The sequence below is a fragment of the Streptomyces sp. PsTaAH-124 genome, from assembly GCF_000373685.1.
GTDB classification, from domain to species: Bacteria; Actinomycetota; Actinomycetes; order Streptomycetales; family Streptomycetaceae; genus Streptomyces; species Streptomyces andamanensis.
The window spans coordinates 110432-136218 of record NZ_KB892202.1; the positions used below are offsets into that span (position 1 = coordinate 110432).

General features: G+C 71.5%; 21 protein-coding genes. 5 read left to right on the plus strand and 16 right to left on the minus strand.

Features of this window, described 5'->3' with window-relative positions:
• Positions 1–248: 248 nt before the first annotated feature.
• The 6 genes from B086_RS0130385 to B086_RS0130410 all read right to left on the minus strand — a co-directional run bounded on the left by B086_RS0130385 (position 249) and on the right by B086_RS0130410 (position 6973).
• Positions 249–1076, minus strand: a complete 828-nt coding sequence (locus B086_RS0130385; RefSeq protein WP_018570208.1) for a shikimate dehydrogenase — start codon at positions 1074–1076, stop codon at positions 249–251.
• 19 nt (positions 1077–1095) lie between these two features.
• Positions 1096–2889 (minus strand): endolytic transglycosylase MltG, encoded by a 1794-nt coding sequence (gene mltG / locus B086_RS0130390; RefSeq protein WP_086024306.1) that lies wholly within the window; start codon positions 2887–2889, stop codon positions 1096–1098.
• Positions 2890–3009: 120 nt separating this feature from the next.
• On the minus strand, positions 3010–3474 hold the full coding sequence (ruvX, locus tag B086_RS0130395; protein WP_018570210.1) for a Holliday junction resolvase RuvX: 465 nt from the start codon (positions 3472–3474) through the stop codon (positions 3010–3012).
• A gap of 8 nt (positions 3475–3482) precedes the next feature.
• Positions 3483–6155 (minus strand): alanine--tRNA ligase, encoded by a 2673-nt coding sequence (gene alaS / locus B086_RS0130400; RefSeq protein ID WP_018570211.1) that lies wholly within the window; start codon positions 6153–6155, stop codon positions 3483–3485.
• Positions 6155–6514 (minus strand): hypothetical protein, encoded by a 360-nt coding sequence (locus tag B086_RS0130405; protein ID WP_018570212.1) that lies wholly within the window; start codon positions 6512–6514, stop codon positions 6155–6157. Before B086_RS0130405 ends, alaS begins: the two co-directional genes overlap by 1 nt.
• 9 nt (positions 6515–6523) lie before the next feature.
• Entirely contained in the window at positions 6524–6973 is a 450-nt protein-coding gene (locus tag B086_RS0130410) for a DUF948 domain-containing protein (RefSeq protein WP_199790792.1), read from the minus strand.
• 173 nt (positions 6974–7146) lie between these two features.
• On the opposite strand from B086_RS0130410, the gene B086_RS0130415 reads away from it, so the two are divergent.
• Positions 7147–9432: an ATP-binding protein gene (locus tag B086_RS0130415; protein WP_086024319.1), complete on the plus strand. Its 2286-nt coding sequence runs from the start codon at positions 7147–7149 to the stop codon at positions 9430–9432.
• A 22-nt stretch (positions 9433–9454) separates the two neighbouring features.
• Here B086_RS0130415 and rpsD read toward each other — a convergent pair whose 3' ends face one another.
• From rpsD to B086_RS0130430, 3 genes are all read right to left on the minus strand, one after another.
• Entirely contained in the window at positions 9455–10069 is a 615-nt protein-coding gene (gene rpsD, locus B086_RS0130420) for a 30S ribosomal protein S4 (protein ID WP_018570215.1), read from the minus strand.
• 299 nt (positions 10070–10368) lie between these two features.
• On the minus strand, positions 10369–11724 hold the full coding sequence (locus B086_RS0130425; RefSeq protein WP_018570216.1) for a replication-associated recombination protein A: 1356 nt from the start codon (positions 11722–11724) through the stop codon (positions 10369–10371).
• A gap of 60 nt (positions 11725–11784) precedes the next feature.
• The gene (locus B086_RS0130430) at positions 11785–12441 is read right to left on the minus strand and encodes a vitamin K epoxide reductase family protein (protein WP_018570217.1); all 657 of its coding nucleotides are present in this window, start codon (positions 12439–12441) and stop codon (positions 11785–11787) included.
• Positions 12442–12624: 183 nt separating this feature from the next.
• On the opposite strand from B086_RS0130430, the gene B086_RS0130435 reads away from it, so the two are divergent.
• Positions 12625–13485, plus strand: a complete 861-nt coding sequence (locus B086_RS0130435; protein WP_018570218.1) for an ABC transporter ATP-binding protein — start codon at positions 12625–12627, stop codon at positions 13483–13485.
• A complete protein-coding gene (locus B086_RS0130440; RefSeq protein WP_018570219.1) occupies positions 13482–14336 on the plus strand; it encodes an ABC transporter permease in 855 nt (284 codons plus the stop codon). Before B086_RS0130435 ends, B086_RS0130440 begins: the two co-directional genes overlap by 4 nt.
• Positions 14337–14438: 102 nt before the next feature.
• On the opposite strand, the gene hisS is transcribed toward B086_RS0130440, so the two are convergent.
• Together hisS and B086_RS0130450 are read right to left on the minus strand one after the other, a co-directional pair.
• Positions 14439–15701, minus strand: a complete 1263-nt coding sequence (hisS, locus tag B086_RS0130445) for a histidine--tRNA ligase (RefSeq protein ID WP_018570220.1) — start codon at positions 15699–15701, stop codon at positions 14439–14441.
• An 11-nt stretch (positions 15702–15712) separates the two neighbouring features.
• Positions 15713–16429, minus strand: coding sequence for an MBL fold metallo-hydrolase (locus tag B086_RS0130450; protein ID WP_018570221.1), 717 nt, complete (start codon positions 16427–16429; stop codon positions 15713–15715).
• Between the two features lie 179 nt (positions 16430–16608).
• Between B086_RS0130450 and B086_RS0130455 the strand changes: the two genes are divergently transcribed.
• Positions 16609–17433 (plus strand): peptidylprolyl isomerase, encoded by an 825-nt coding sequence (locus tag B086_RS0130455; RefSeq protein WP_018570222.1) that lies wholly within the window; start codon positions 16609–16611, stop codon positions 17431–17433.
• A gap of 138 nt (positions 17434–17571) precedes the next feature.
• Positions 17572–18801: a DUF349 domain-containing protein gene (locus B086_RS0130460; RefSeq protein ID WP_018570223.1), complete on the plus strand. Its 1230-nt coding sequence runs from the start codon at positions 17572–17574 to the stop codon at positions 18799–18801.
• 112 nt (positions 18802–18913) lie between these two features.
• Here the strand turns inward: B086_RS0130460 and B086_RS0130465 are convergent, their stop codons facing one another.
• From B086_RS0130465 to yajC, 5 genes are all read right to left on the minus strand, one after another.
• On the minus strand, positions 18914–21433 hold the full coding sequence (locus tag B086_RS0130465; protein ID WP_018570224.1) for a RelA/SpoT family protein: 2520 nt from the start codon (positions 21431–21433) through the stop codon (positions 18914–18916).
• Between the two features lie 198 nt (positions 21434–21631).
• Entirely contained in the window at positions 21632–22171 is a 540-nt protein-coding gene (locus B086_RS0130470) for an adenine phosphoribosyltransferase (RefSeq protein WP_018570225.1), read from the minus strand.
• Positions 22168–23292 (minus strand): protein translocase subunit SecF, encoded by a 1125-nt coding sequence (secF, locus tag B086_RS0130475; RefSeq protein ID WP_018570226.1) that lies wholly within the window; start codon positions 23290–23292, stop codon positions 22168–22170. The genes B086_RS0130470 and secF overlap by 4 nt, the downstream gene beginning before the upstream one ends.
• Before the next feature lies 1 nt (position 23293).
• Positions 23294–25132, minus strand: coding sequence for a protein translocase subunit SecD (secD, locus tag B086_RS0130480; protein WP_026252930.1), 1839 nt, complete (start codon positions 25130–25132; stop codon positions 23294–23296).
• Positions 25133–25264: 132 nt separating this feature from the next.
• The gene (gene yajC, locus B086_RS0130485; protein WP_026252931.1) at positions 25265–25774 is read right to left on the minus strand and encodes a preprotein translocase subunit YajC; all 510 of its coding nucleotides are present in this window, start codon (positions 25772–25774) and stop codon (positions 25265–25267) included.
• Positions 25775–25787: the final 13 nt, after the last annotated feature.

Consider the following 25787-nt stretch of genomic DNA (forward strand, 5'->3'; position numbering starts at 1 on the left):
CGGCGGGCAGCGCGCGGGCCGCGCGCCGGGCCCGTACCGGAGCACCGCGCGTCCGGCCGCGGTACGCCGCGGCCGGGCCTCCCACCCGCCGCGACCGCCCCGGAGCACCCCCGGGGCGCCCCGGAGCCGGGACGCGCCGCCCGGCCCCGGAGCCCCGTCCCGCCCGGCGGACGGGCTGGGAGGATCCGGCTGTCAGCGCTCGCGTCAGCGGCCGTGTCAGCGGGCGGGGCGGGCGGGTGATCCGAGGGTCAGCGGTCCGCCAGGGCCTTCTCACCGGCCCGGCGCATGGCCTCCAGCGGGGCCGGGGCCCGGCCGGTCATCTGCTCGACCTGGAGGACCGCCTGGTGGACGAGGAGGTCGAGGCCGCTGACGACGGCGCCGCCCGCCATGGACCAGCGGGCGGCCAGCGGGGTGGGCCAGGGGTCGTAGAGCACGTCGAAGAGGGCGGCGGGCCGTTCGGGTACGGCCGCCGCGAGGGCGTCGGTGGTACCGGCCGGGGTGGTGGCGATCACGAGCGGGGCGGTCAGCGCCTGTCCGGCCCGCGACCAGTCCTCGGTGCGGACCTCGACGCCCAGCCGCTCGCCCCAGCCGCGCATCTCGGCGGCGCGGGCGCCGCTGCGGACGTAGGCGACGACCTCGCCGGTGCAGACGCGTGCCAGGGCGGCCAGCGCGGAGGAGGCGGTGGCCCCGGCGCCGAGCACCGCCGCCGAGTCGACCTGTTCGATGCCGTGCTCGCGCAGCGCGGCCACCATGCCCGGGATGTCGGTGTTGTCGCCGGTGCGGCGGCCGGCCTCGGTCAGGACGACGGTGTTGACCGCCTCGACGGAGGCCGCCGTGTCGCTGATCTCGTCGAGCAGCGGGATGACGGCACGTTTCAGCGGCATGGTGAGCGACAGCCCCGCCCACTCGGGCCCGAGTCCTTCGAGGAAGCCCGGCAGGGCCGCCTCGTCGGTCTCGAACCGGTCGTAGGACCAGTCGGTGAGCCCCAGCTCGGCGTAGGCCGCGCGGTGCAGCACCGGGGAGAGGGAATGGGCGATGGGCGAACCGAGTACGGCGGCCCGGCGGGATGACGTCATCACTGGCTCTTCTTGGAGATCACTGGCTCTTCTTGGAGAGGTTCCACTCGTCGACCAGCTTCTCGTGCTCGGCGAGTGTCTTGGTGAACTTGCTGGTCCTGCCGTCCATCGAGATGAAGTAGTACCAGCCGTCGTCCGTCGGGTCGAGGGCGCCCTTCAGCGCCTCCTCGCCGGGGTTGTCGATGGGCCCGGGGGGCAGGCCGGTGACGTAGTACGTGTTGTACGGGTTGTTGTACTTGCGCAGTTCGGCGATGGACAGGTCGAGCTTGCTCTGGTTCTTCACGTAGTTGTACGTGGAGTCGAACTCCAGCTTGCCGTTGGTCTGCGTGTTGCCGGGCTTGAGGCGGTTGTAGGCGACCTCGGCCATCTTGCGGAAGTCGTCGTGGCTGGTGCCCTCGGCCTGCACGAGGCTCGCCACGGTGAGCAGCTGCCAGGGGCCGTCGAGCCCGAGGCCCTGGGCCTTCTTGGCCAGGCCCAGCGCGGTGTAGCGCTCGTTGGCCCGCGCCACCATGTCCTTCAGCACGTCCTCGGGCTGCTGGCCCTTGGCGACGGCGTAGCTGGAGGGGAAGAGGAACCCTTCGAGCGGGTCCTTGAGGTCGGCGTGGTTCAGTGCCCATTCGGGCAGCCCGAGCTTCTTGTAGTCCTTCTTCGCCGTGCTCGCCGTGGTGCCGTCGGGCACCCCCAGGCGTTTGTCGATCAGCGAGTAGACCGCCGTGTTGCGCGAGCCCTCGGCGATGATCAGGTTGCTGCGGCTCTTGGGGCTGAGCATCAGCTGCACGGCGCTCGCGGCGGACATGTGCTTCTGGAGGGTGTAGACACCGTCCTGGATCTGCTTGCCGTCGGGGTTGGCGGCCTGGGCGGAGACGAAGGCGTCGACGCTCTGGACGACACCGGCCTTCTTCAGCTCCTGGCCGATCACATATCCGCCGGCGCCCTTGGGGATGACGACCGTGACCTGCTCGCCGTTGCCGCTGCCCGCGAAGTCGGGCGCCGCGCCGAAACGATTTTGGTAGAACTGGTAGCCGTAGTAGCCGACGCCGGCGATGCCGCCGCCGAAGACCGCGACGACGACCAGGCAGGCACAGCCGTTGCGTCTTTTCCGGCCGGCCTTGCCCGACCGGCCCTTGCCGCCGCGTCCGGTGCGCTCACCGCGGCCCCGGCCGCGCCCGGGTGCGTCGGCGTCCGGATCGTCGTCGGTGTCCGCGTCGTCCCCGCCACCGCCCGCGAAGAAGGCGTGGTCCTCCTCCTGGGCCGGCTCGGGCCCGGGGTCCCAGTCGGTCCGCGGCTCCGGTTCGGGACTTCTGCGGTTCGGCGGCTCCGGGGGCGGGTAGGCCTCGGGAGTGCCGTAGAGATCATGCTGTTCCTGGCCGTAGGCCAGGGACTGTCCGCCGTACGGGTCGACGGGGTCGTTGCCGTACGGCTGCTGGGCGTGCGCTCCGGTGCCGTCCCAGCCGCCCTGCTGGTACTGGCCCGGGGACTGGCCGGCCTGCGGGGCGTGCGGGTCGTAGTGCGGCCGGCCGCCCTGCGGATCGTGGTGCGGGTCGTAGTGCGGGGACTGTCCGGTGGGCTGGTGCCCGTACTGCGGGTACTGCCCGTCGTAGCCGGGCTGCGGCGCCTGGGCCCAGCCGCCGTGGTGCTGCTGCGCCTGCGGGTCGTGGTGCTGGTGCGGCGCCTGGGGGTGGTGCTGGGGCAGGCCGCCGTAGGGGGACTGCGGGTCCGCGGGGACCTGCTGACCTCCCCATCCGCCGTCCCCGTACAACGGGTCCTCCGGATGCCACGGTTCGGGGTGCGGGCCCCGGCCATACTCAGTCATCGATCCCCTAGCGCCGCGAGGCGGTGGTCACGATGCGTGACGCCCGCTTCTGTTCCGCCTCTTGCCGTGCGGAGGCCGTTCGAGGACCGCCGCATCGCGCGGAACGTTACCGTACCGCGATCAGATGACCACTTCGACGCCCTCGCCGGGTGCTCTGCCTGACACCCGTTCGGATTCCAGGGCCTGCTGGAGAATGACGACCGCGGCGGCCTGGTCGATCACGGAGCGTCCCTTCTTGGACTTCACTCCGGACGCCCGCAGTCCCTGGCTCGCCGTCACCGTGGTCATCCGCTCGTCCACCAGGCGGACCGGCACCGGGGCGATGCCCTTGGCCAACTCCCCCGCGAAGGCGCGGACCTTGACGGCCGCCGGGCCCTCGCCCCCCTTGAGGGAGCGGGGCAGACCGACGACGACCTCGATGGGTTCGTACTCCTCGACGAGCGAGCGCAGCCGGCGGTGGGCGGCCGGGACGTCCCGGCCGGGGACCGTCTCCACCGGTGTGGCGAGGATCCCGTCGGGGTCGCAGGACGCGACCCCGATCCGGGCGTCCCCGACGTCGACGGCGAGCCGGCGGCCTCTCCTCATCGCTGCGCTCACTTGGCCGTTTCCGCCACGAGCCGCTCCACCGCGGCCACGGCGTCGCCGACCGCGGCCGGGTTCTGGCCGCCGCCCTGGGCGACGTCCGGCTTGCCGCCACCGCCGCCGCCGAGCGTCTTGGCGGCGGTGCGCACCAGGTCACCGGCCTTCAGACCGCGCTCGCGCGCGGCCTCGTTGGTGGCGATGACCGTGAGCGGCTTGCCGCTGTTCACGGTGAACAGGGCGACCACCGCGGCCCGGCCGCCCTGGATGCGCCCGCGCACGTCGAGGACCAGCTTGCGCAGGTCGTCCGGGGTCGTGCCGTCCGGCACCCGGCCGGTGACCACGGCCACCCCGCGCACGTCCTTGGCGGACTCGGCCAGACCGGCGGCGGCCTGGAGGACCTTCTCCGCGCGGAACCTCTCGATCTCCTTCTCGGCGTCCTTCAGCTTGCCGAGCATGGCGGAGACCTTCTCCGGAAGCTCCTCGGGACGGCCCTTGACCAGCTCCTGGAGCTGGGCGACGACCGTGTGCTCACGGGCCAGGAAGTGGTAGGCGTCCACGCCGACCAGCGCCTCGATACGGCGCACGCCCGAGCCGATGGAGGACTCGCCGAGCAGCTTCACCAGGCCGAGCTGGGCGGTGTTGTGCACATGCGTGCCGCCGCACAGCTCCTTGGAGAAGTCGCCGATGGTGACGACCCGGACCCGCTCGCCGTACTTCTCGCCGAACTCGGCGATGGCGCCCTGCTTCTTGGCGTCGTCGATGCCCATGACCTCGGCGTGCACGTCCAGGTCGCGGGCGAGCACCTCGTTGATCTTCTGCTCGACGTCGGTCATCACGGCCGTCGGCACGGCGGAGGGGGAACCGAAGTCGAAGCGGAAGCGGCCGGGCTGGTTCTCCGAACCGGCCTGGGCGGCGGTCGGGCCGAGCGCGTCGCGCAGCGCCTGGTGGGTCAGGTGGGTGGCCGAGTGGGCGCGGGCGATGGCCTTGCGGCGGCGCACGTCGATGGTGGCCTGGGCCTTGGCGCCGAGCGTGACCTCACCGACCTGGACGACGCCCTTGTGGACGTAGACACCCGGGACGGGCTTCTGGCAGTCGCGGACCTCGATGACGGCACCGGTGTCCACCTTGATGCGGCCGGTGTCGCCGATCTGGCCGCCGCCCTCGGCGTAGAACGGGGTGCGGTCCAGGACGACCTCGACCTCGTCGCCCTCGGTGGCGGCCGGGGAGGAGACACCGTCGACGAGGATGCCGACGACCGTGGACTCGCTCTGGGTGGCGCTGTAGCCGATGAAGTCGGTCTCGCCGGCACTGTCCGCGATCTCGCGGTAGGCGCCCATGTCGGCGTGGCCGGTCTTCTTGGCCTGGGCGTCGGCCTTGGCCCGCTCCCGCTGCTCCTTCATCAGGCGCCGGAAGCCGTCCTCGTCCACCGAGAGGCCCTGCTCGGCGGCCATCTCCAGGGTGAGGTCGATCGGGAAGCCCCAGGTGTCGTGGAGCAGGAACGCCTTGTCGCCGGAGAGGACCGCGCCGCCGGACCGCTTGGTCTCGGTGACGGCGGTGTCCAGGATGTTGGTGCCGGCCTTGAGCGTCTTCAGGAAGGCGTTCTCCTCGGCGAGGGCGACCTTCTCGATGCGCTCGCGGTCGGTGACCAGCTCCGGGTACTGCTGGCCCATCATGCCGATGACGACGTCGACGAGGTCCTTGACGACCGGGCCGGTGGCACCGAGCAGGCGCATGTTGCGGATGGCGCGGCGCATGATGCGGCGCAGCACGTAGCCGCGGCCCTCGTTGCCCGGGGTGACGCCGTCGCCGATGAGCATCACGGAGGTGCGCATGTGGTCGGTGACCACCCGCAGCGAGACGTCCGAGGCGTGGGCGTCGCCGTAGGCCACACCGGTCAGCTCGGTGGCCTTCCTGATGACGGCCATGGAGGTGTCGATCTCGTACATGTTCTGCACGCCCTGCAAAATCATGGCGAGCCGCTCCAGGCCGAGGCCCGTGTCGATGTTCTGGCTCGGCAGGTCCCCGAGGATCTCGAAGTTGTCCTTGCCGATGCCCTCGCCCCGCTCGTACTGCATGAAGACGAGGTTCCAGATCTCCACGTACCGCTCGTCGTTGACGGCGGGGCCGCCCTCGGCGCCGAACTCGGGGCCGCGGTCGTAGTTGATCTCGGAACAGGGGCCGCAGGGGCCGGGGACGCCCATGGACCAGTAGTTGTCCTTCATGCCCAGGCGCTGGATGCGCTCGCGGGGCACGCCGACGACCTCGTGCCAGATGCGCTCGGCCTCGTCGTCGTCCTTGTAGACGGTGATCCACAGGCGCTCGGGGTCGAGGCCGTAACCGCCCTTGTCCTGGGGGCTGGTGAGCAGCTCCCAGGCGTACTTGATGGCGCCTTCCTTGAAGTAGTCGCCGAAGGAGAAGTTGCCGCACATCTGGAAGAACGTGCCGTGCCGGGTGGTCTTGCCGACCTCTTCGATGTCCGGCGTGCGCACGCACTTCTGCACACTGGTGGCGCGCTGGAACGGCGGCTTGACCTCGCCCAGGAAGTAGGGCTTGAAGGGCACCATGCCGGCCGGGACGAGGAGCAGAGTCGGGTCGTCCGCGATGAGCGACGCCGAAGGGACGACGGTGTGCCCGCGCTCCTCGAAGAAGCTCAGCCAGCGGCGGCGGATCTCAGCCGACTCCATCAGTGGTCCTCATTCCGGTTGTACGAGTACGTCGGGTACGTCGATCCCTCGACGTACTTCGGGCTGTGGTGGTTCTCGATGGCGGCGAGCCGCCGGGACGGGGGCAGTTCACGGTCGACGGGGGCGTCGAGGCCGAGCGCCTCGCCGAGTTCGGCCTCGCGCCGGGCCATGTTGTCGCGGACGTCGAGGGCGAAGCCCACCGCGCGGTCCTTGATCCGGTGGCCGGTCTCCAGAGCCTTGTTCGCCGCGGTGGCGGCGACGCTCTCGGGGGTCAGCTGCCGCAGCTTGCGGTTGACCTTGGCGGTGGCCCACACACCGGCGGCGACACCTGTGCTGAACCAGAACGTACGGCGGAACATCGCTAGTCCTTACTTCTCCCGGTTGTTCCGCTTCCCCCGCCGCGCGGCCGGGACGGTGCGGCCCACGATCACCGTACGCCTCGACGCCTTGGCGGGCACGTCCTCCTTGCGGCCGCCCAGGGCCCGGCGCACGCCGTAGCCGAAGGCGGCGACCTTGACCAGCGGGCCGCCGAAGGTGGAGGCCACGGTGGTCGACAGCGCGGACGCGTTCGAGGTGACCTCCTGGACGTCGGAGGCGATCGCGTCGACGCGGTCGATCTGGGTCTGCGCCGAACGCACCGCCTGGGAGGCGTCGGACAGCAGCGGGACCGCCTGGTCGGTCACGTCCGCCACGAGCTTGGTGGTCGCCCTGAGCGTCTGGGCCAGCCTCGCCAGCGCGACGGCGAGGAAGGAGACCAGGATCGCCCAGAACACGGCCACCAGGATCCCGGCCACCTCACCACCGGACACTGCGCGCACCCGCTCCCTGAAACGTGCCTGAACTTCGAGAACATCGAGAAAGTCGTGCACCGAGCCTATCGCGACACGGGTGGGGCTCCGTACCCGATTACCCCCGGCGCGCGACCGGCCGCCGCCGGCGATTGTACGGAGTGATTACGTTTCAGTACGCTCCGTGTCCCATGCGAGACGCCATGCCTGATCCGACGTCCGGCCGGCCGCCGCGGTGGTGCGGGGCGGCGGCCGGTCCGCCCGCCGAGCCCGACGCGTTCGTGGGCCGCCGCGCCGAACTCGGCGCGCTCGCGCGGGCGCTCGGCGCCGCCCGGCTGGTGACGGTGACCGGCACCGGCGGGGTCGGCAAGTCGCGGCTCGCGGCGCGGGCCGCGGCGCGCTGGGCGGCGGCCGGCGGGCGCAGCGGGGCGGACCCGGAGACGCCGCGCGCCTGGGCGCGGGTGGACCTGGCACCGCTGCGGGACGCGGACCTCGTCGACCACGCCGTGGTGGAGGCGCTGGACCTGACCGACCACACGGCGCGTACCCCGCGCGAGACGCTGCTCGCCCTCCCCCGGGTCCTGGGCTTCGCCGGGCCGGGCGAGACAGACAGGGCGGAAGGGGCGGACGGTGCGGACGGGGCCCGTGCCGCCGCCGGGCCGCGGCTGCTGCTGGTGCTCGACGGGTTCGAGCACCTGGCCGACGCCTGCGCCGACCTGGTCGCGGAGCTGCTGCGGCGGGTGCCGCAGGTGCGGGTCCTGGCCGTGGGACGCAAGCCGCTCGGGGTGGCCGGTGAGCGGCTGTTCCCGCTGGATCCGCCCGCCGAGGACGAGGCGGTCCGGCTGCTCATCGCGCGGGCCGCCCAGCACGGCGTGCGGGTCGAGGCCGCCGACCCGGCGGTGCGGGAGGTGTGCCGCCGCCTGGACCGGCTCCCGCTCGCGGTGGAACTGGCGGCGGGGCGGCTGCGGACGCTGCCCCCGGCCCGGCTGCTGGAACGGCTCGACGACCGGTTCCGGCTGCTCACCGGCGGCCCCCGCGACACCCTGCCCCGGCACCGGACACTGCGCACCGCGATCGGCTGGAGCCACGAGCTGTGCACACCCGAGCAACGCCTGCTGTGGGCGCGTCTCTCGGTGTTCACCGGGCCGTTCGACCCGGAGGCCGCCGAGTACGTGTGCGGCGGCCTCGGACTGCCCGCCGACGACGTCCTGGACGTGCTGGGCGAGCTGGTCGCGCAGTCCGTGGTGGCGCGTGAGGAGACCGCGGCGGGACCGCGCCTGCGGATGCTGGACACGGTCCGCGCCTACGGCGCCGGCTGGCTGGCCGCCACCGGGGACGCCGAACGGCTGCGGCGCCGCCACCGCGACTGGTACGTCGGCCTGGCCACCTGGTGCGAACTGGAGTGGTTCTCGCCCCGGCAGACCGAGGTGGCCGCGCGCATCGAGACGGAACTGCCCAATCTGCGCAGCGCCCTGGAGTACTGCGTGACCGGCCCCGGCGAGGCGCGCCTGGCCCAGTACCTGGCGGGCTGCCTGTGGTTCTGCTGGGCCGGGTGCGGGCGGCTGGCCGAGGGCCGGCACTGGCTGGCGCGCGCCGTGGCGCTGGACGGCGGCCACGAGCCGTCCCGGCTGAAGGCGCTGTGGGTGCTCGCGTACGTGGCGATCCTCCAGGGCGACACCGGGCCCGCGCTGGCCGCGCTCCAGGAGTGCCGCGACGTCGCCGAGTCCGCGGCGAGCGCGACGGCGCTGGCCTACGCGGAGCACCGCACGGGCTGTCTGGCCCTGGTCACGGACGACATGGAACGCGCGGAGCGGCTGCTGCGCTCGGCGCTGGAGCGCTACCGGGAGATCGGCGAGCTGAACAGCACGGTGCTGATGGGCCAGGTCGAACTGGCGATGACCCGCGCCTTCCAGGGCGACCTGGCGGACGCGGTGCGGCTGTGCGAGGACGTCCGCCGGGTCTGCGACGACCACGGGGAGCGCTGGTCGCGCGCCTACGCGCTGTACGTGCTGGCGTACGCCGCCTGGCACGAGGGGAGGCTGGGGTACGCCCGGGATCTGCTGGTCGACTGCCTCACCGACACCCACGGCTTCCACGACCTGCTCGGTTCGGTGCTGGCGGTGGAGCTGCTGGCGCTGGTGACGGTCAGCGAGGGCGACGCGGCGGAGGCCGCGGTGCTCCAGGGGGCCGCGGGCGGCATGTGGGCGTCGGTGGGGCTGCGGCTGTTCGGCTCGGTCCACTACAACGCGCCGCACGAGCTGTGCGAGGCACGGGCCCGCGAGCGGCTGGGCGACGCGCGCTACGAGGCGCGGGTGCGCGAGGGGGCCGGGCTGGGCCGGGAGGCGGCCGTGGCACGGGCCCTGGGCCGGGCGGGACGGCGGCCGCTGCGGGCGCTGCCGGGGCCGCGCGGGCGGGCCGGGACCGGGAGCCCGCACACGCGGCAGCCCGCCGCCTCGCCCACCCGGAAGGGCGGGGAGACGGCGGGCTGAGGTACCGCGCGGCCTGCTGGGATCAGCGGGCGTAGTACTCGACGACGAGCTGCTCGTCGCAGATCACCGGGATCTCCTTGCGGTTCGGCTCACGGTCCAGGCGGAACGCCAGGGCCTTGAGGTTCACCTGGAGGTAACGCGGGGTCTCGCCCTCGGGGGCGAAGCCGCCCTCACGGGCGATGGTGAAGAGCGTCTTCTCCTTGGAGCGGTCGCGGACCTGCACGACGTCGTCGGGGCGGACGCGGAAGGACGGCTTGTCGACCTTCTGGCCGTTCACCTGGATGTGGCCGTGGACGACCATCTGGCGGGCCTGGTAGATCGTGCGGGCGATGCCCGAACGCAGGACCAGCGCGTCGAGGCGGCGCTCCAGCTCGATGATCAGGGCCTCACCGGTCTTGCCCTGGACCTTGGAGGCACGCTCGTAGGCGCGGACGAGCTGGCGCTCGGACACGTCGTACTGCGCGCGCAGACGCTGCTTCTCCAGCAGACGGACCTTGTAGTCCGAGTTCTGCTTGCGACCGCGGCCGTGCTCACCCGGCGGGTAGGGACGGGCCTCGAAGTACTTGACGGCCTTCGGGGTCAGCGCGATGCCGAGGGCACGCGACTTCTTGACCTTGGGGCGGGACTGGTTCGCCACTGTCTCTCATTTCGTAGTTCTCGGCTTGTCAGGGTTACGGAGGTCGCATCCGCAGCCTGGGAGAACCCGTCGGTCCCTGAGGGACTGCCGGGCAGCCGCTTCCCTGGTCTGGGCACATACGTGCAGCACGCGAGTGGCCCACCGACCGTCCCGGGATCCCCGGGTGGTGGTGGGCTGCCCGCGACACCGTTCGACGGTGCGCGACGCTCCTTGAGCCGGTCCTCGACGGTCCGGGCTCCGGCCGGCTGTCCCGCTCTGACGGCACGGGACTCGGCACTTCGAGGCAGTCTACAGGGTGCTCACGGCCGCTTCCGACCGAGGTGCTTGCGGGTCCACTCCACCGCGTCCGCGTACCGCGCCTCCGCGCCGTGCCTGCCCGGGGTGTAGTACTCGCGGTCCTTGAGGGCGTCCGGCGCGTACTGCTGGGCGGCGATGCCCTCGGGCAGGTCGTGCGGGTAGACGTACCCCTGGGCGTGGCCGAGCTTGGCGGCGCCCTTGTAGTGCCCGTCCCGCAGATGCGGCGGCACCGATCCGGCCAGGCCCCCGCGCACGTCCGCGAGGGCGGCGCCGATCGCCGTGGTCGCGGCGTTGGACTTGGGGGCCAGGGCCAGGGCGATGGTGGTGTGGCTGAGGGTGAGCGCCGCCTCGGGGAAGCCGATCATGGCGACGGCCTGGGCGGCGGCGACCGCCAGGGGCAGCGCGTTCGGATCGGCCAGGCCGATGTCCTCGCTGGCGGAGATCATCAGCCGGCGGGCGATGAACCGGGGGTCCTCGCCCGCCTCGATCATCCGGGCCAGATAGTGCAGGGCCGCGTCGACGTCCGAGCCCCGGATGGACTTGATCAGGGCGCTGGCGACGTCGTAGTGCTGGTCGCCGTCGCGGTCGTACTTCACCGCGGCCCGGTCGACGGTCTCCTCCAGCGTGGTCAGGGAGATCTCGTCCTCGCCCTTGTCCAGGGCGGCGCCCGCGGCGGCCTCCAGAGCGGTCAGCGCGCGGCGCGCGTCACCGCCGGCGATACGCAGCAGATGGTCCTCGGTGTCCTCGGGGAGGGCGACGGCGGACTTCAGGCCGCGCTCGTCGGCGAGGGCGCGGCGCAGCAGACCGCGCACGTCGTCGTCGGTGAGCGGTTCGAGCGTGAGGAGCAGGGAGCGGGACAGCAGCGGGGAGATCACCGAGAAGTACGGGTTCTCCGTGGTGGCGGCGATCAGGGTCACCCAGCGGTTCTCGACCGCCGGGAGCAGGGAGTCCTGCTGGGCCTTGCTGAAGCGGTGGATCTCGTCGAGGAAGAGGACGGTCTCCTGGCCGTACCCGCCGGAGGCGCGGCGGGCGCCGTCGATGACCGCGCGGACCTCCTTGACGCCCGCGGTGATCGCGGACAGCTCCACGAAGCGCTTGTTGGTCGCCTTGGAGACGACGTACGCCAGGGTGGTCTTGCCGGTGCCGGGCGGGCCCCAGAGGATCACCGAGGACGGTCCCGCGGGACCGCCCGCGCCCTCGCCCACGAGCCGGCGCAGCGGCGAGCCGGGCTTGAGCAGGTGCTGCTGGCCCACCACCTCGTCGAGGGTGCGCGGGCGCATCCGGACCGCTAGGGGGCTGGCGGCCGGGTCCTTCTCCTGGCGGTCTTCCGCGGCGGCGGTGAACAGGTCGGGCTCCACACGGAAACCCTATGGCACCCCACTGACAACGCCGCCGGGGCCGTGACCGCAGGGGGGGGCTCAGGCCCAGAGGCTGCTGCCCCAGCGGGTCAGGATCAGCATGGCGATGATCCCGCAGTGGGTCACCGGCAGCACCCAGGTGAACTCGCTCAGGAACGTCTTCAGCGGGCGCGGGGCAGGCAGGAAGCCGTTGCGCACGTTGAACGACGTGACGTACCAGAACGCGGTGATCGTGGCGACCCAGGCCAGCGAGCACCACAGGCACAGCGCGTTGATCCGGTACAGCGACTCGAACTGGAGCCAGGTGACGAAGCACACGCCGAAGAGCGTGCCGGCGTTGAAGGTCAGCCAGTACCAGCGGGGGAAGCGGGCGCGGGCCAGCAGGCTCATGCCGACGCAGATGACGATGCCGTAGGCGACCAGACCGAGCATCGGGTTGGGGAACCCGAAGACGGCGGCCTGCTTGCTCTCCATGACGCTGCCGCAGGAGATGATCGGGTTGATGCTGCAACTCGGCGTGAACGTCTTGCCGGACAGCTTGCCCTCGAGGATCTTCTGCTTGTCGATCGTGATGACCCAGGCGGCGAGCAGACCGGCGGCACCGGTGATCACCAGCAGCAGCGCGAAGGCACGGCTGCCGCCCGCCGTGCGCGGTCCGGGTGCCGCGGACTGCGGGCCGGGATCCGTCGAGACGTCCCTGACTGTCGTCTTGCTCATCACGCCGATTCCGTCACTTGAGAGTTGGACCTTCTTCGGGCAGGGCCATTGTGCCGCACCCACCCGGGTGCCCACCGTTCGCTGGAGATAAGGAACCCGAGAAAGAACACCGAAGAACGCCTAAGACCGCCGAAGAACGCGAAATCTTCGCCGGAAGCCACCGTTCCGGGTGACGCTCTGGACATGACATCGAACGAACTCGCGGTGGCCGTACGGGGGCTGCGCAAGCGCTACGGGGACGTCACCGCGGTCGACGGGATCGATCTCGGCATCGAGAAGGGCAAGGTGTTCGGCCTGCTCGGACCCAACGGGGCGGGCAAGAGCACCACCGTGGAGATCCTCCAGGGCCATCGCTCACGGGACGCGGGAGAGGTCACCGTCCTCGGGTCGGACCCGGCGACCGGCACGCGCGCGTGGCGCTCGCGCGTCGGAATCGTCTGGCAGGACGAATCCGCCCCCGCCGAGTTGACGGTCCGCGAGACCGTGCGCCACTTCGCCCGCTACTACCCCCGGCCCCGCGACCCCGGCGAGGTGATCTCACTGGTCGGTCTGGAGGCGAAGGCGGACAGCCGGATCAAGTCCCTCTCGGGTGGGCAGCGGCGCCGGCTGGACGTCGCGCTCGGTGTGATCGGCGGCCCCGAGCTGCTGCTTCTGGACGAGCCGACGACCGGGTTCGACCCGGCGGCCCGGCGGCAGTTCTGGGACCTGATCCGGCAGCTCGCCGCCGAGGGCACGACGATCCTGCTGACCACGCACTACCTGGAGGAGGCCGAGGCGCTCGCCGACCGGCTCGCGGTGGTGGCGGGCGGCCGGATCGTCGCCGAGGGCACCTCGGCCGCCCTGCGCGCACGCTTCGGCACCGGCGCCACCGTGGAGTGGACCGAGCACGACGGCACCGCGCGCACCGAGCGGACCGAGACGCCCACCAGGACCGTCGCCGGGCTCATCCACCGCTTCGACGGCGAGATACCCGGGCTCCGGGTGAGCCGCCCCACCCTGGAGGACGTCTACCTCCGGCTGACCGGACAGGAGAACACCCGATGACCACCACCGCGGCCCCCGGTGAAGGGACCCTGGCGCGCGGCGCCGACGCGCGGCCGCCGGGGGCGTGGGGGCTGGGACTGGCCCGGGGCGCCCTGGAGATCAAGCAGTTCTTCCGGCAGCGCGAGCAGGTGGTGTTCACCTTCGCCTTCCCGGTGGTCTTCCTGTTCCTGTTCGCCTCGATCTTCCACGACGCCGTCCAGGGCACCGGCATCACCGCCTCGCAGCTCTACGTCCCCGCGATGATGGCGTCGGGCATCATGTCGACGAGCTTCCAGTCGCTGGGCGTCTCGATCGCGGTGGAGCGGGACGAGAAGGCGCTGCGCCGGCTGCGCGGCACGCCCATGCCCCCGGCCGCCTACTTCCTGGGCAAGATCTGGCTGGTGCTGGTCACCGGGATCCTGGAGACGGCGGTCCTGCTGCTCGTCGGGACGACGCTCTACGGTGTCGACCTGCCCACGGACGCGGTCCGCTGGTTCCACTTCGCCTGGATCTTCGTGCTCGGTCTGACCGGGTGCGCGCTGCTGGGCATCGCGATCAGCTCGGTGCCCCGGTCGGCGAAGAGCGCCACCTCCGTGGTCGTCCTGCCGTTCCTGGTGCTCCAGTTCGTCTCCGGGGTGTACATCTCCGTCAGCACCATCCCGGACTGGATGCTGGACATCGGAGCCCTCTTCCCGCTCAAGTGGCTCTGCCAGGGCCTGCGCGGGGTGTTCCTGCCCGACTCGGCCCGGGTGCTGGAGCAGGCGGGCTCCTGGGAGTTCGGGCGGATCGCGCTGGTGCTGGCGGCCTGGTGCGCCGGCGGGCTGGTGCTGTGCCTGCTGACGTTCCGCTGGAAGGACCGGCGTACGGGCTGACGGGGACGGCGGCGCGGCCCGTGCGGTCGTGCCGCCGCGACGGCGGCGGGCGCCGGGTGCCCGTCGAGGCTCCCGGCGCCCGCCGCGCGCTCCTCCGGCCGCTCAGCCGAGCCGCGACTCCAGCTCCGCCACGATCTCGTTGACGCCGATCGCTGTCTGCTCGCCGGACTCCATGTCCTTGAGCTGGACGACGCCGTCGGCGAGGTCGCGCTCACCGGCGACCAGGGTGAAGCGGGCGCCGCTGCGGTTGGCGTTCTTCATCGCTCCCTTGAGGCCCTTGTGCCCGTAGGAGAAGTCCGCCGCGACGCCCACCTTGCGCAACTCGGTGACCTTGGCGAACAGCACCCGGCGCGCCTCCTCGCCGAGCGGGACGGCGAAGACGCTGGTGGCGGGGGGCAGGCGGAGTTCGACGCCCTCCGCCTGGAGGGCCAGGACGGTGCGGTCCACGCCGAGCGCCCAGCCGACCGAGGGCAGCGCGGGGCCGCCGATCATCTCGGACAGGCCGTCGTAGCGGCCGCCGCCGCCGACCGCGGACTGCGAGCCGAGGCCGTCGTGGACGAACTCGAAGGTGGTGCGGGTGTAGTAGTCCAGGCCGCGGACGAGCTTGGGGTCGTCCTCGAAGGAGACGCCCGCCGCCGTGATCAGCTCGCGCACCTCCTCGTGGTACGTCTTGCAGGCGTCGCACAGGTAGTCGCGCAGCAGCGGGGCGTCGGTGAGCTGCTTCTGCACGTCGGGACGCTTGTCGTCGAGCACGCGCAGCGGGTTGATCTCCGCCCGGCGCAGCGTGTCCTCGTCCAGGTCGAGGCCGCGCAGGAAGTCCTGGAGGGCGGCCCGGTAGACCGGACGGCACTCCTTGTCGCCGAGGCTGTTGAGCAGGATGCGGAAGTCGCTCAGGCCCAGCGAGCGGTACGCCTGGTCGGCGAGGATGATCAGCTCGGCGTCCAGGGCCGGGTCCTCCGCGCCGATGGCCTCCGCGCCGACCTGCGAGAAGTGGCGGTAACGGCCCTTCTGCGGGCGCTCGTAGCGGTAGTACGAGCCGGAGTACCAGAGCTTGACGGGGAGGTTGCCCGCCTTGTGCAGGTTGGCCTCCAGGGCGGCACGCAGCACAGAGGCGGTGCCCTCGGGACGCAGGGCGAGCTGGTCGCCGCCCTTGGTCTCGAAGGCGTACATCTCTTTGGTCACGATGTCGGTGGACTCGCCGACACCGCGGGCGAACAGCTCGACGTTCTCGAAGCCGGGCGTCTCGACGTATCCGTAGCCGGAGTTGCGCAGCGGGGCGGCGATGGCCTCGCGGACCGCCAGGTAGGTCGCGGAGTCCGGGGGGATCAGGTCGTACGTGCCCTTGGGGGCCTTGAAGGTGCTCACGAAGTCTCTCGTCACATTCCTCGTCGGGGAGCCTCGCCGGCGCCGTGCTCGCGGCGGCCGGCGGCCACCTGCCGCAGATACGGGTTGGCGGCGCGCTCCTGGCCGATGGTCGTCTGGGGGCCGTGGCCGGACAGCACCACGGTCGAGTCGTCGAGCGGCAGGCACACACGGGCCAGCGAGTCGAGGATCTCGGCCATGTCACCGCCGGGCAGGTCGGTGCGTCCGATGGAGCCGGCGAAGAGCAGATCCCCGGAGAAGAGGACCGGCGGGATGTCCGCGGCCTCGGGCATCCGGAAGGTCACCGACCCCTTGGTATGGCCGGGGGCGTGCGCGACGGAGAACTCCAGACCGGCCAGCTCCAGCTTCGCGCCGTCGGTCAGCTCCTCGACGTCGTCGGGCTCGCCCACGGTCAGCTCGCCCATCAGCGGCGCCCCGATGGAACGGCCGAGGGCCTTCTCGGGGTCGCTCATCATGTACCGGTCGGCCGGGTGGATCCAGGCCGGTACGCCGTGCGCGCCGCACACGGGGACGACCGAGGCCACATGATCGATGTGGCCATGGGTGAGGACGACGGCGACGGGCTTGAGCCGATGCTTCTTCAGTGCTTCCTCGACCCCCTGGGCGGCCTGGTGGCCGGGGTCGATGATCACGCACTCCTCACCGGCGGCGGGGGCGACGAGATAGCAGTTCGTCCCCCAGGCCCCGGCGGGGAACCCGGCAATGAGCACGATCGTCCTTCGTTTGTGTCGATACGGGCGGGCATCGGGTGACTGCGCCCGCGGTCAGAGACTACCGGCGCTGCCGGATCCTCAGCGAACCCATATACGGTACGGGGCACACACGGGCGACCGGCTCACCGGCCGCGCGGGTGCCGGTCGACATTCCAGACGCATGAGGAGAGAACCCGGTGGTCAGCCAGGAGCAGCGGCGGCGTCAGCTCGCCCGGGAGAAGTTCTTGCGGCAGCAGCAGCGGCGCACCGCCGCGCGGCGCAAGGCACGCACGCGCAACTCCGTGATCGCGTCGGTGCTCGGCGTGGTCGTCATCGGTGGTGTCGCGCTGTACTCGACCGGGGCCCTCAAGAGCGACAAGGACGACAAGGCGAACGCGAGCGCGGACGTCTCCGCGAGCCCGTCGGCCAGCCCCAAGGCGGCGGACCCGTGCGCGAAGCCGGCCGCGGGCTCGGTGGCGAAGCTGAGCTGGAAGAAGGAGCCGGCGATGTCGATCGACACGTCGGCGAAGTACACGATGAAGCTCGCCACCACATGCGGTGACATCGACATGTCGCTGAAGGCGTCCGCCGCGCCGCACACCGTGAACTCGTTCGACTTCCTGGCCGGGAAGGGCTTCTTCGACCACACGAAGTGCCACCGGCTCACCACGAACGGGATCTACGTGCTCCAGTGCGGCGACCCGACCGGCACGGGCACGGGCGGCCCCGGTTACACGATCCCGGACGAGAACCTCAAGGACACCAGCCTCAAGGGCAACGTCTACCCGGCGGGCACGGTCGCGATGGCGAACACCGGCCAGAAGCACACCGGGGGCAGCCAGTTCTTCCTCGTGTACCAGAACAGCCAGCTGCCGCCCAACTACGCACCGTTCGGTACGATTTCCGAGTCGGGTCTCACGGTGCTGAAGAAGATCGCCGCCGCGGGTGAGAACTCGGGCGCCGGCGACGGCGCCCCGAACGCGACGGTCGTGATCAACAAGGCCACGGTCACGAAGTCCTGACCGTCAACCGCGCGATTTCGGTGGCGCTGGATGCGGACAGGAAACCCGCTGGTCGCCTATGTTGGCCGTGACGAAACTGTGGACGATGCCCGGGGGAGCCTCCAGAGCCCCCCGCAGGCATCATGTGGAGGAGGCGCTGTGAGCAGCGACCCGTGGGGCCGCGTCGACGAGACGGGGACCGTGTACGTGCGGACGGCCGAGGGCGAGCAGGTCGTCGGTTCCTGGCAGGCCGGCTCCCCCGATGAGGCACTGGCCTACTTCGAGCGCAAGTACGAGGGCCTGGTGGTCGAGATCGGCCTCCTCGAGAAGCGCGTACGCACCACCGATCTCTCGGCGAAGGACGCCCAGGCCGCCGTCGACCACCTCCGGGAGCAGGTCGACGCGCATCACGCGGTCGGTGATCTGGCCGCCCTGCGCACCCGCCTGGACAAGCTGGTCGAGACCGTCGAGTCGCGGCGCGAGGAGCGCAAGGTGCAGCGCGCCCGGCAGGCGGACGAGGCGCGGCACTCCAAGGAGGCGCTGGTCACCGAGGCGGAGGAGCTGGCCGGGTCCGACCAGTGGCGGGCGGCCGGTGAGCGGCTGCGCGCGCTGGTGGACACCTGGAAGGGGCTGCCGCGCCTGGACCGCAAGTCCGACGACGAGCTGTGGCACCGCTTCTCGCACGCGCGCTCGGCGTTCTCCAAGCGGCGCAAGGCGCACTTCGCGCAGCTGGACGCGCAGCGCGAGGAGGCGCGCCGCACCAAGGAGCGGCTGGTCGCCGAGGCCGAGGCGCTGTCGGGCTCGACGGACTGGGGTGCCACGGCGGCCCGGTACCGCGAGCTGATGGCGGAGTGGAAGGCCGCGGGGCGTGCGCAGCGCGAGCACGAGGACGACCTGTGGAACCGCTTCCGTGGCGCCCAGGACGTGTTCTTCGCCGCGCGCGGCTCGGTCTTCGCCGAACGGGACGCCGAGCAGTCGGAGAACCTGAAGCTGAAGGAGGAGCTGGCCGAGGAGGCGGAGAAGCTGCTGCCGGTCGGTGATCTCAAGACCGCCCGTGCCGCCTTCCGTTCGATCAACGAGCGCTGGGAGGCCATCGGCCATGTGCCGCGGGACGCCCGCCCGCGGGTCGAGGGCCGGATGCACACGGTCGAGCGGGCCCTCCAGGAGGCCGAGGAGAGCGAGTGGCGCCGGACGAACCCGGAGGCACGCGCGCGTGCCGAGGGTCTGACCGGTCAGCTCCAGGCCGCCGTGGACAAGCTGCGGGGCCAGATCGAGCAGGCGCGGGCGCAGGGCAACAACGCGCGGGCCGACAAGCTGGACAAGGAGCTGTCGGGCCGCCAGGCGCTGCTGGACCAGGCCCTGAAGGGCCTCCAGGAGTTCGGCGGCTGAGCCCGGCGCGCAGGCAGACGGCGAGAGGGCCCCGTACACGCCGTACGGGGCCCTCTCGCCGTCTGCCGCCGCCTCCCCGGCACTCCGGGTGCCCGGGAGGCCGCTGGGGCGGCTAGGACCGGTTGCGGGCCGATGTGACGCGGTAGACGTCGTAGACGCCCTCCACGCCGCGCACCGCGCGCAGGACGTGTCCCAGGTGCTTGGGGTCGCCCATCTCGAAGGTGAACCGGGAGGTGGCGACGCGGTCGCGGGAGGTCTGCACGGCCGCGGACAGGATGTTGACGTGCTGGTCGGACAGGACGCGGGTGACGTCCGAGAGCAGCCGGGAGCGGTCCAGGGCCTCGACCTGGATGGCGACCAGGAAGACCGAGGACTGGGTGGGCGCCCACTCGACGTCCAGGATCCGCTCGGGCTCGCGGGAGAGCGAGTCCACGTTGACGCAGTCGCTGCGGTGGACCGAGACCCCGCTGCCGCGGGTGACGAAGCCGATGATCGGGTCGCCGGGCACCGGTGTGCAGCAGCGGGCCAGTTTGACCCATACGTCGTCGACGCCCTTGACGACGACACCCGGGTCGGCGCTGGAGCGGCGCTTGCGCCCGCGCCCGCGGGCGGGCGGGATGCTCTCGTCGATCTCCTCGGTGGCGGCCTCCTCGCCGCCGAGCGCCTGGACGAGCTTCTGCACGATGTTCTGGGCCGAGACATGGCCCTCGCCGATCGCCGCGTACAGCGCGGAGATGTCCGAGTAGCGCATCTCGTGCGCCAGCGTGACCAGCGAGTCGCCGGTCAGGATGCGCTGGATGGGCAGGTTCTGCTTGCGCATGGCGCGGACGATGGCGTCCTTGCCCTGCTCGATCGCCTCGTCGCGGCGCTCCTTGGAGAACCAGGCGCGGATCTTGTTGCGGGCACGCGGCGACTTGACGAAGCCGAGCCAGTCGCGGGAGGGCCCGGCACCGGCCGCCTTGGAGGTGAAGACCTCCACCAGGTCGCCGTTGTCCAGGGTGGACTCCAGCGGGACGAGGCGGCCGTTGACCCGTGCTCCTATGGTGCGGTGGCCGACCTCGGTGTGGACGGCGTAGGCGAAGTCCACCGGGGTGGCGCCCGCCGGGAGCGCTATGACGTCGCCCTTGGGCGTGAAGACGAAGACCTCGTTGCGGGAGAGGTCGAAGCGCAGCGACTCCAGGAACTCGCCCGGGTCCTCGGTCTCCTTCTGCCAGTCGAGGAGCTGGCGCAGCCACGCCATGTCGTTGATGGCCGCGTCCTTGCCCGCCTTGCCGGTGGACCGGGGCGCGTCGGTGCGGACCTTGGAGGCGCTGGCGACGGCCTCCTGCTTGTACTTCCAGTGCGCGGCGATGCCGTACTCGGCGCGGCGGTGCATGTCGAAGGTGCGGATCTGTAGTTCGACGGGCTTGCCGTTGGGGCCGATGACCGTGGTGTGCAGCGACTGGTACATGTTGAACTTGGGCATCGCGATGTAGTCCTTGAACCGGCCGGGGACCGGGTTCCATCGCGCGTGCACGGTGCCGAGGGCGGCGTAGCAGTCGCGGACCGTGTCGACCAGGACACGGATGCCGACCAGGTCGTAGATCTCCGCGAAGTCGCGGCCGCGGACGATCATCTTCTGGTAGACGCTGTAGTAGTGCTTGGGGCGGCCGGTGACGGTGGCCTTGATGCGGGCGGCGCGCAGGTCCGACTGGACCTCGTCGGTGACGATCGCCAGGTACTCGTCGCGCTTGGGGGCGCGTTCGGCGACCAGGCGGACGATCTCGTCGTACATCTTGGGGTAGAGGATCGCGAAGGCGAGGTCCTCCAGCTCCCACTTGATGGTGTTCATGCCCAGGCGGTGGGCGAGCGGCGCGTAGATCTCCAGGGTCTCGCGCGCCTTCTTCTCCTGCTTCTCGCGCTTGAGATAGCGCATGGTGCGCATGTTGTGCAGGCGGTCGGCGAGCTTGATGACCAGGACGCGCGGGTCCTTGGCCATGGCGACGACCATCTTGCGCACGGTCTCGGCCTGCGCGGCCTCGCCGAACTTCACCTTGTCGAGCTTGGTGACGCCGTCGACGAGCAGGGCGACCACGTCGCCGAAGTCGCGGCGCAGGTCGTCCAGGCCGTACTCGGTGTCCTCGACGGTGTCGTGCAGCAGGCCGGCCATGAGGGTGGCCGGGTCCATGCCGAGTTCGGCGAGGATGGTGGTGACGGCGAGCGGGTGCGTGATGTACGGGTCGCCGCTCTTGCGCTTCTGGCCGCGGTGCCAGCGCTCGGCGACCTGGTAGGCGCGCTCGATCTGGCGCAGGGTGGCCGTCTCGATCTTGGGGTCGTTGCTGCGCACTATCCGCAGCAGCGGCTCCAGGACCGGGTTGTACGGGTTGGCGCGCTGGACGCCGAGGCGGGCCAGGCGGGCGCGGACGCGGTTGGAGGAGCCGGAGCGGGCGGGCTGGCCGCCGGCGGCGCGCACGGGAGGGGCCGGTTTGGGGCGCACGGACTCGGCGGTCTTCTCGACGGGCGCGGACGAGACGCGCTCGACCGGGCCGCGGGTGTCGTTCTTCGCGTCCTTCGCGTTCGGCGCGGGCTTCGCCGCGGCTGCCGAGGCGGACTCGGGCTTGGCGGCGGTCAGTGGCTGGGCCTCGTCTGGCAAGAGGACTCCTCGTGCGCGATCCGGGTGCCCCGGTCAGGCCCCGGAGGTCCCATGGTAGCGATCCCGGGCTCCCGGATCGCCTTCAGCCCGGTGCGCGGGCCGTTCACCGGGGAAAACGCACGGGACGGGCGCCGGATTCCTCCGGGCCCGTCCCGTGCGCTGTCGTACGAGCGGTACGCGCGCGTGCGTGCGCCGTGCTCAGACCTGGAGCAGCGCCTCCAGCGGGGCGCCGTCCAGGGCGGTGCCCAGGCGGGCGCGGCCCTGGAGGAAGCCCAGCTCCATCAGGACCGCGACACCGGCGACACCGGCGCCCGCGCGGCGGATGAGCTGGAGCGACGCCTCGGCGGTGCCGCCGGTGGCGAGGACGTCGTCGACGACCAGGACGCGGTCGGCGGCGGTCAGGTCCTCGGCGTGCACCTCGATCTCGGCCGAGCCGTACTCCAGGTCGTAGCTCTGGCGGAGGGTGGCTCCGGGGAGCTTGCCCGCCTTGCGCACCGGGATGAAGCCGAGGCCCGCGCGCAGGGCGACCGGGGCGCCCAGGATGAAGCCGCGCGCCTCCAGGCCGACGACCTTGGTCGCGCCCTGGCGGGTGGCGATGTCCGCCAGTGCCTCGGTGAGCGCGGAGAAGGCCGCCGGGTCGGCGAGCAGCGGGGTGATGTCCTTGAACACCACCCCCGGCTCCGGGTAGTCGGTGACGTCGCGGATCCGGCTGAGCAGCAGTTCCCGGATGTCGGTCATCGGCGCTTCCCGGAGGGACGGCCCCGGCCCCGGCTGCGGGCGGCGGGCTGATTGCGCGGGCCGACCACGGCGGGAGCCGCGTCCTCGGCGTCGTCGTCGTAGGACCCGTCGTCCGCGGTGCCCTCGGCCGTCACCGGGGTGCCCTCGGCGGCGGCCTGGGCGCGCTTGGCCAGGACGCGCTTCCTGAGGGCCTTCATCTGCGGCTCGTGCTCCTTGAGGTCGGCGACGAGCGGCGTGGCGATGAAGATCGAGGAGTACGCGCCGGCGGCCAGACCGACGAACAGCGACAGCGAGATGTCGTTGAGCATGCCCGCGCCGAGCGCGCCGCCGCCGATGAACAGCAGGCCCGCCACCGGCAGCAGCGCCACCACGGTGGTGTTGATGGAGCGCATCAGGGTGCCGTTGATGGAGCGGTTGGCGAGGTCGCTGTAGGTCCAGCGGGTCTGCTTGGTGATGTCCTTCGTCTGCTCCTTGAGGCTGTCGAAGACGACGACCGTGTCGTAGAGCGAGTAACCGAGGATGGTGAGCAGACCGATCACCGTACCGGGGGTGACCTCGAAGCCGACGAGGGCGTAGATACCGGTGGTGATGGTGATGTCGTGGATCAGGGCGACCAGGGCGGCGACGGCCATGCGCCACTCGAAGGCGATCGCCAGGTAGATCACGACCAGGACCATGAAGATCGCCAGGCCCTGCCAGGCCTTGTTGGCGATCTGCTCGCCCCAGCTGGGGCCGACCAGGTCGGCGTTGATCTGCTCGGGGTTGACCTTCAGGTCCTTGGCCAGCGCGTCCTTGATCTCGTCGGACTTGCCGGTCTCGATGCCCGCGATCTGGATGCGCAGGCTGCCGTCGCCGAGCTTCTGCACGATCGCGTCGTGCCCGGAGGCGTCCTCCGCGAACGTCTCGGCCTGGCTGACCGAGGCGGTCATGTGCTTGGGGGTGGTGAAGACCGCTCCGCCCTGGAACTCGATGCCCATGTTCAGGCCGCGCACCGCCAGGCCGAGGATGGCCGTGATGGTGATCAGGATGGAGATGCCGTACCAGAGCTTGCGGTTCTTGACGAAGTCGTAGCCGACCTCGCCGCGGTGGAGTCGGGCGCCGAGGCTGCCGAGCTTGGACATCTCACGCCTCCTTCGGGTCGACGGGGCCGGCGGGGCGGGAGGGGCGGCGGGTGCGGCGCAGCGGCGCCTTGGCGCCCAGGGCCTTGGGGTCGAGACCGGACCACCGGTGGCCGTTGGCGAAGAACTTCCGGCGCGCCAGGATCGTCATCAGCGGCTTGGTGAACAGGAACACCACGACGACGTCCAGCACGGTCGTGAGACCGAGGGTGAACGCGAAGCCCTGCACCTTGCCGACGGTGACGATGAAGAGCACCGCGGCGGCGAGGAAGGACACGAAGTCGGAGACGAGGATGGTGCGGCGGGCCCGCGGCCAGGCGCGCTCCACGGAGGGCCGCAGCGTGCGGCCCTCGCGGATCTCGTCCCGGATGCGTTCGAAGAACACGATGAACGAGTCCGCCGTGATGCCGATGGCGACGATGGCGCCGCAGACGGCCGGCAGGTTCAGCGCGAAGCCGATGCCCGGTCCGAGCAGCGCCATGATCACGTAGGTGAGGATCGCCGAGACCAGCAGCGAGGGGATGGCGATGACCGACAGGCCGCGGTAGAAGATCAGCAGGTAGACGACGACCAGGGCGAGGCCGATGGCGCCCGCGATGAGGCCGGCGTGCAGCTGGTCGCCGCCGAGCGCGGCGGTGACGGTGGTGACGCTGTCCTCCTTGAAGGTCAGCGGCAGCGCGCCGTAGGACAGCATGTTCGACAGGCCCTGCGCCTCGGACTGCGTGAAGCGGCCGGTGATCTCGGCGTTGCCGCCGGTCAGCGCCTCGCGGACGTACGGGTCGGAGACGACGTTGCCGTCGAGGACGATCGCGAACTGGTTCTGCGGCGTCTGGTTCTGCGCCAGCTTGCCGGTGATGTCCGCGAACTTCTTGGCGCCCTTGGAGGTGAACTCCATGGTGACGGTCCAGCCGGAGCCGTTCTGCGTGTTGAAGACGGCCTGGGCCTTCTTCACGTCGGTGCCGTCCACGCCGGCCGGGCCGAGGAGGTACTTCGCCCACTGGCCCTGCGAGTCCTGGCCGCAGGCGACGGTCGACACGGTGGGCTTGACGCCCTTGCCGGCCGTGGCGCGGACGGACTCCTTGGAGCAGTCCAGAGCGGCGTACTCGGCCTGGAGCTTGCTCTCGTCACCGGAGGTGGCACCGCCGGCCGACGGGGAGGCGGGGGCCTTGGGGCTCTGCGAGGAACCCGGCTTGGCGGAGCCGGTGCTGCCCGTCGCGCCCGTCGAGGGGGTGGAGTCGGCCTTCAGGCCGTCGGTGACGGCGCGGCCCTGGTGCGTCGCGGCCGACGAGGGGCTGGAGGAGCCGGAGGTCGCCTTGTCCTTGTCGCCGTCGCCGGTCTTGCCGGTGGCCTTGTCGCCGGGCTTGTCCGTGGCCTTGTCGCCGGGCTTGCCGGAGGAGCTGGAGGACGGCGCCGGGCTGGCCGGGGGCTGGCCGGCGGAGACCTCGGTGGCCAGCACCGGGCGGAAGTACAGCTTGGCGGTGGTGCCGACCTGCTCCCGGGCCTCCTTGGAGTTCGTGCCCTTGGGGATGTTGACGATGATGTTGTCACGGCCCTGGGTCTGAACCTCGGCCTCCGAGACACCCAGACCATTGACACGGCGGTTCATGATGTCGACCGCGGTGTCCATGTTGGCCTTGTTGATCGCGGATTCCTGGCCGCGCTCGGGAACCGCCCTCAGGGTGATGCTGGTGCCGCCGGCCAGGTCGATGCCGAGGCGCGGGGTGGTGTGCCCGGAGGCGAACATGCCACCGGTGAGCGCCACGATGGCGATCAGGATGAGGGCCAGCGAGCGCCATGGCTTGCTCTGGGCGCTCGCGCTCCGGCCCTTCTTAGGTGCTGCCACCTTCTCGTACTCCCTCTCGAGCCGCTCCGCGCCGGGTGGGCTTGGTGTGCGGCCATGACATGGTGTCGGGATCCCGCGCGAAGTGAACACGTCCCAGGGCGCGCGGGCGGTGCCGCGCGCCCTGGGTGGTGACTACTTCGCCCCGGAGTCGCCGTCGGTCTTCTTCGGCTCTTCCGCCGCCTTCGCCTCGGCGGCGGCGTCGGCGGATTCCTCCCCCTTCGGCTCGGCCGCGTCCTTCTTGCCGAGGTCGATGGGCTTGTCGTCGGAGGCGGCGGAAGCGTCGGCGGCGGGCTCGTCGGGCTCGGTGAGGGAGGAGGCGTCGTCGGGAACGATGTCGGTGTCGGACTTCAGGTCGTGCTCGACGCCGTGGACGATGCGGTTGTACTCGTCGTCGGACAGGACGGTCGCGATGGCGTTCTTGGCGAAGAGAAGCTCCACGCCCGGCCCGGCGTCGAGGAGGACCGTGTCGTCGTTGACCTCCTTGACCGTCGCGTACATGCCGCCGATGGTGCGGATTCCGCTACCGGGCTGCATCTGGTTCCGCATGGTGGCGGCCTGCTGCTGCTTGCGCTTGGCCGACCGGGTCATCAGGAACATGGCCCCGATGAGCACGATGAACGGGAGGATGGTCACGAGACTCACGGGTCGGAACTTC

Bases quoted from the DNA above. Each gene is read 5' to 3' on its own strand.
- B086_RS0130385 (WP_018570208.1), bottom strand. From the start codon at position 1,076: ATGACGTCATCCCGCCGGGCCGCCGTACTCGGTTCGCCCATCGCCCAT.
- mltG (WP_086024306.1), bottom strand. From the start codon at position 2,889: ATGACTGAGTATGGCCGGGGCCCGCACCCCGAACCGTGGCATCCGGAG.
- ruvX (WP_018570210.1), bottom strand. From the start codon at position 3,474: ATGAGGAGAGGCCGCCGGCTCGCCGTCGACGTCGGGGACGCCCGGATC.
- alaS (WP_018570211.1), bottom strand. From the start codon at position 6,155: ATGGAGTCGGCTGAGATCCGCCGCCGCTGGCTGAGCTTCTTCGAGGAG.
- B086_RS0130405 (WP_018570212.1), bottom strand. From the start codon at position 6,514: ATGTTCCGCCGTACGTTCTGGTTCAGCACAGGTGTCGCCGCCGGTGTG.
- B086_RS0130415 (WP_086024319.1), top strand. From the start codon at position 7,147: ATGCCTGATCCGACGTCCGGCCGGCCGCCGCGGTGGTGCGGGGCGGCG.
- B086_RS0130430 (WP_018570217.1), bottom strand. From the start codon at position 12,441: ATGAGCAAGACGACAGTCAGGGACGTCTCGACGGATCCCGGCCCGCAG.
- B086_RS0130435 (WP_018570218.1), top strand. From the start codon at position 12,625: ATGACATCGAACGAACTCGCGGTGGCCGTACGGGGGCTGCGCAAGCGC.
- B086_RS0130440 (WP_018570219.1), top strand. From the start codon at position 13,482: ATGACCACCACCGCGGCCCCCGGTGAAGGGACCCTGGCGCGCGGCGCC.
- B086_RS0130470 (WP_018570225.1), bottom strand. From the start codon at position 22,171: ATGACCGACATCCGGGAACTGCTGCTCAGCCGGATCCGCGACGTCACC.
- secF (WP_018570226.1), bottom strand. From the start codon at position 23,292: ATGTCCAAGCTCGGCAGCCTCGGCGCCCGACTCCACCGCGGCGAGGTC.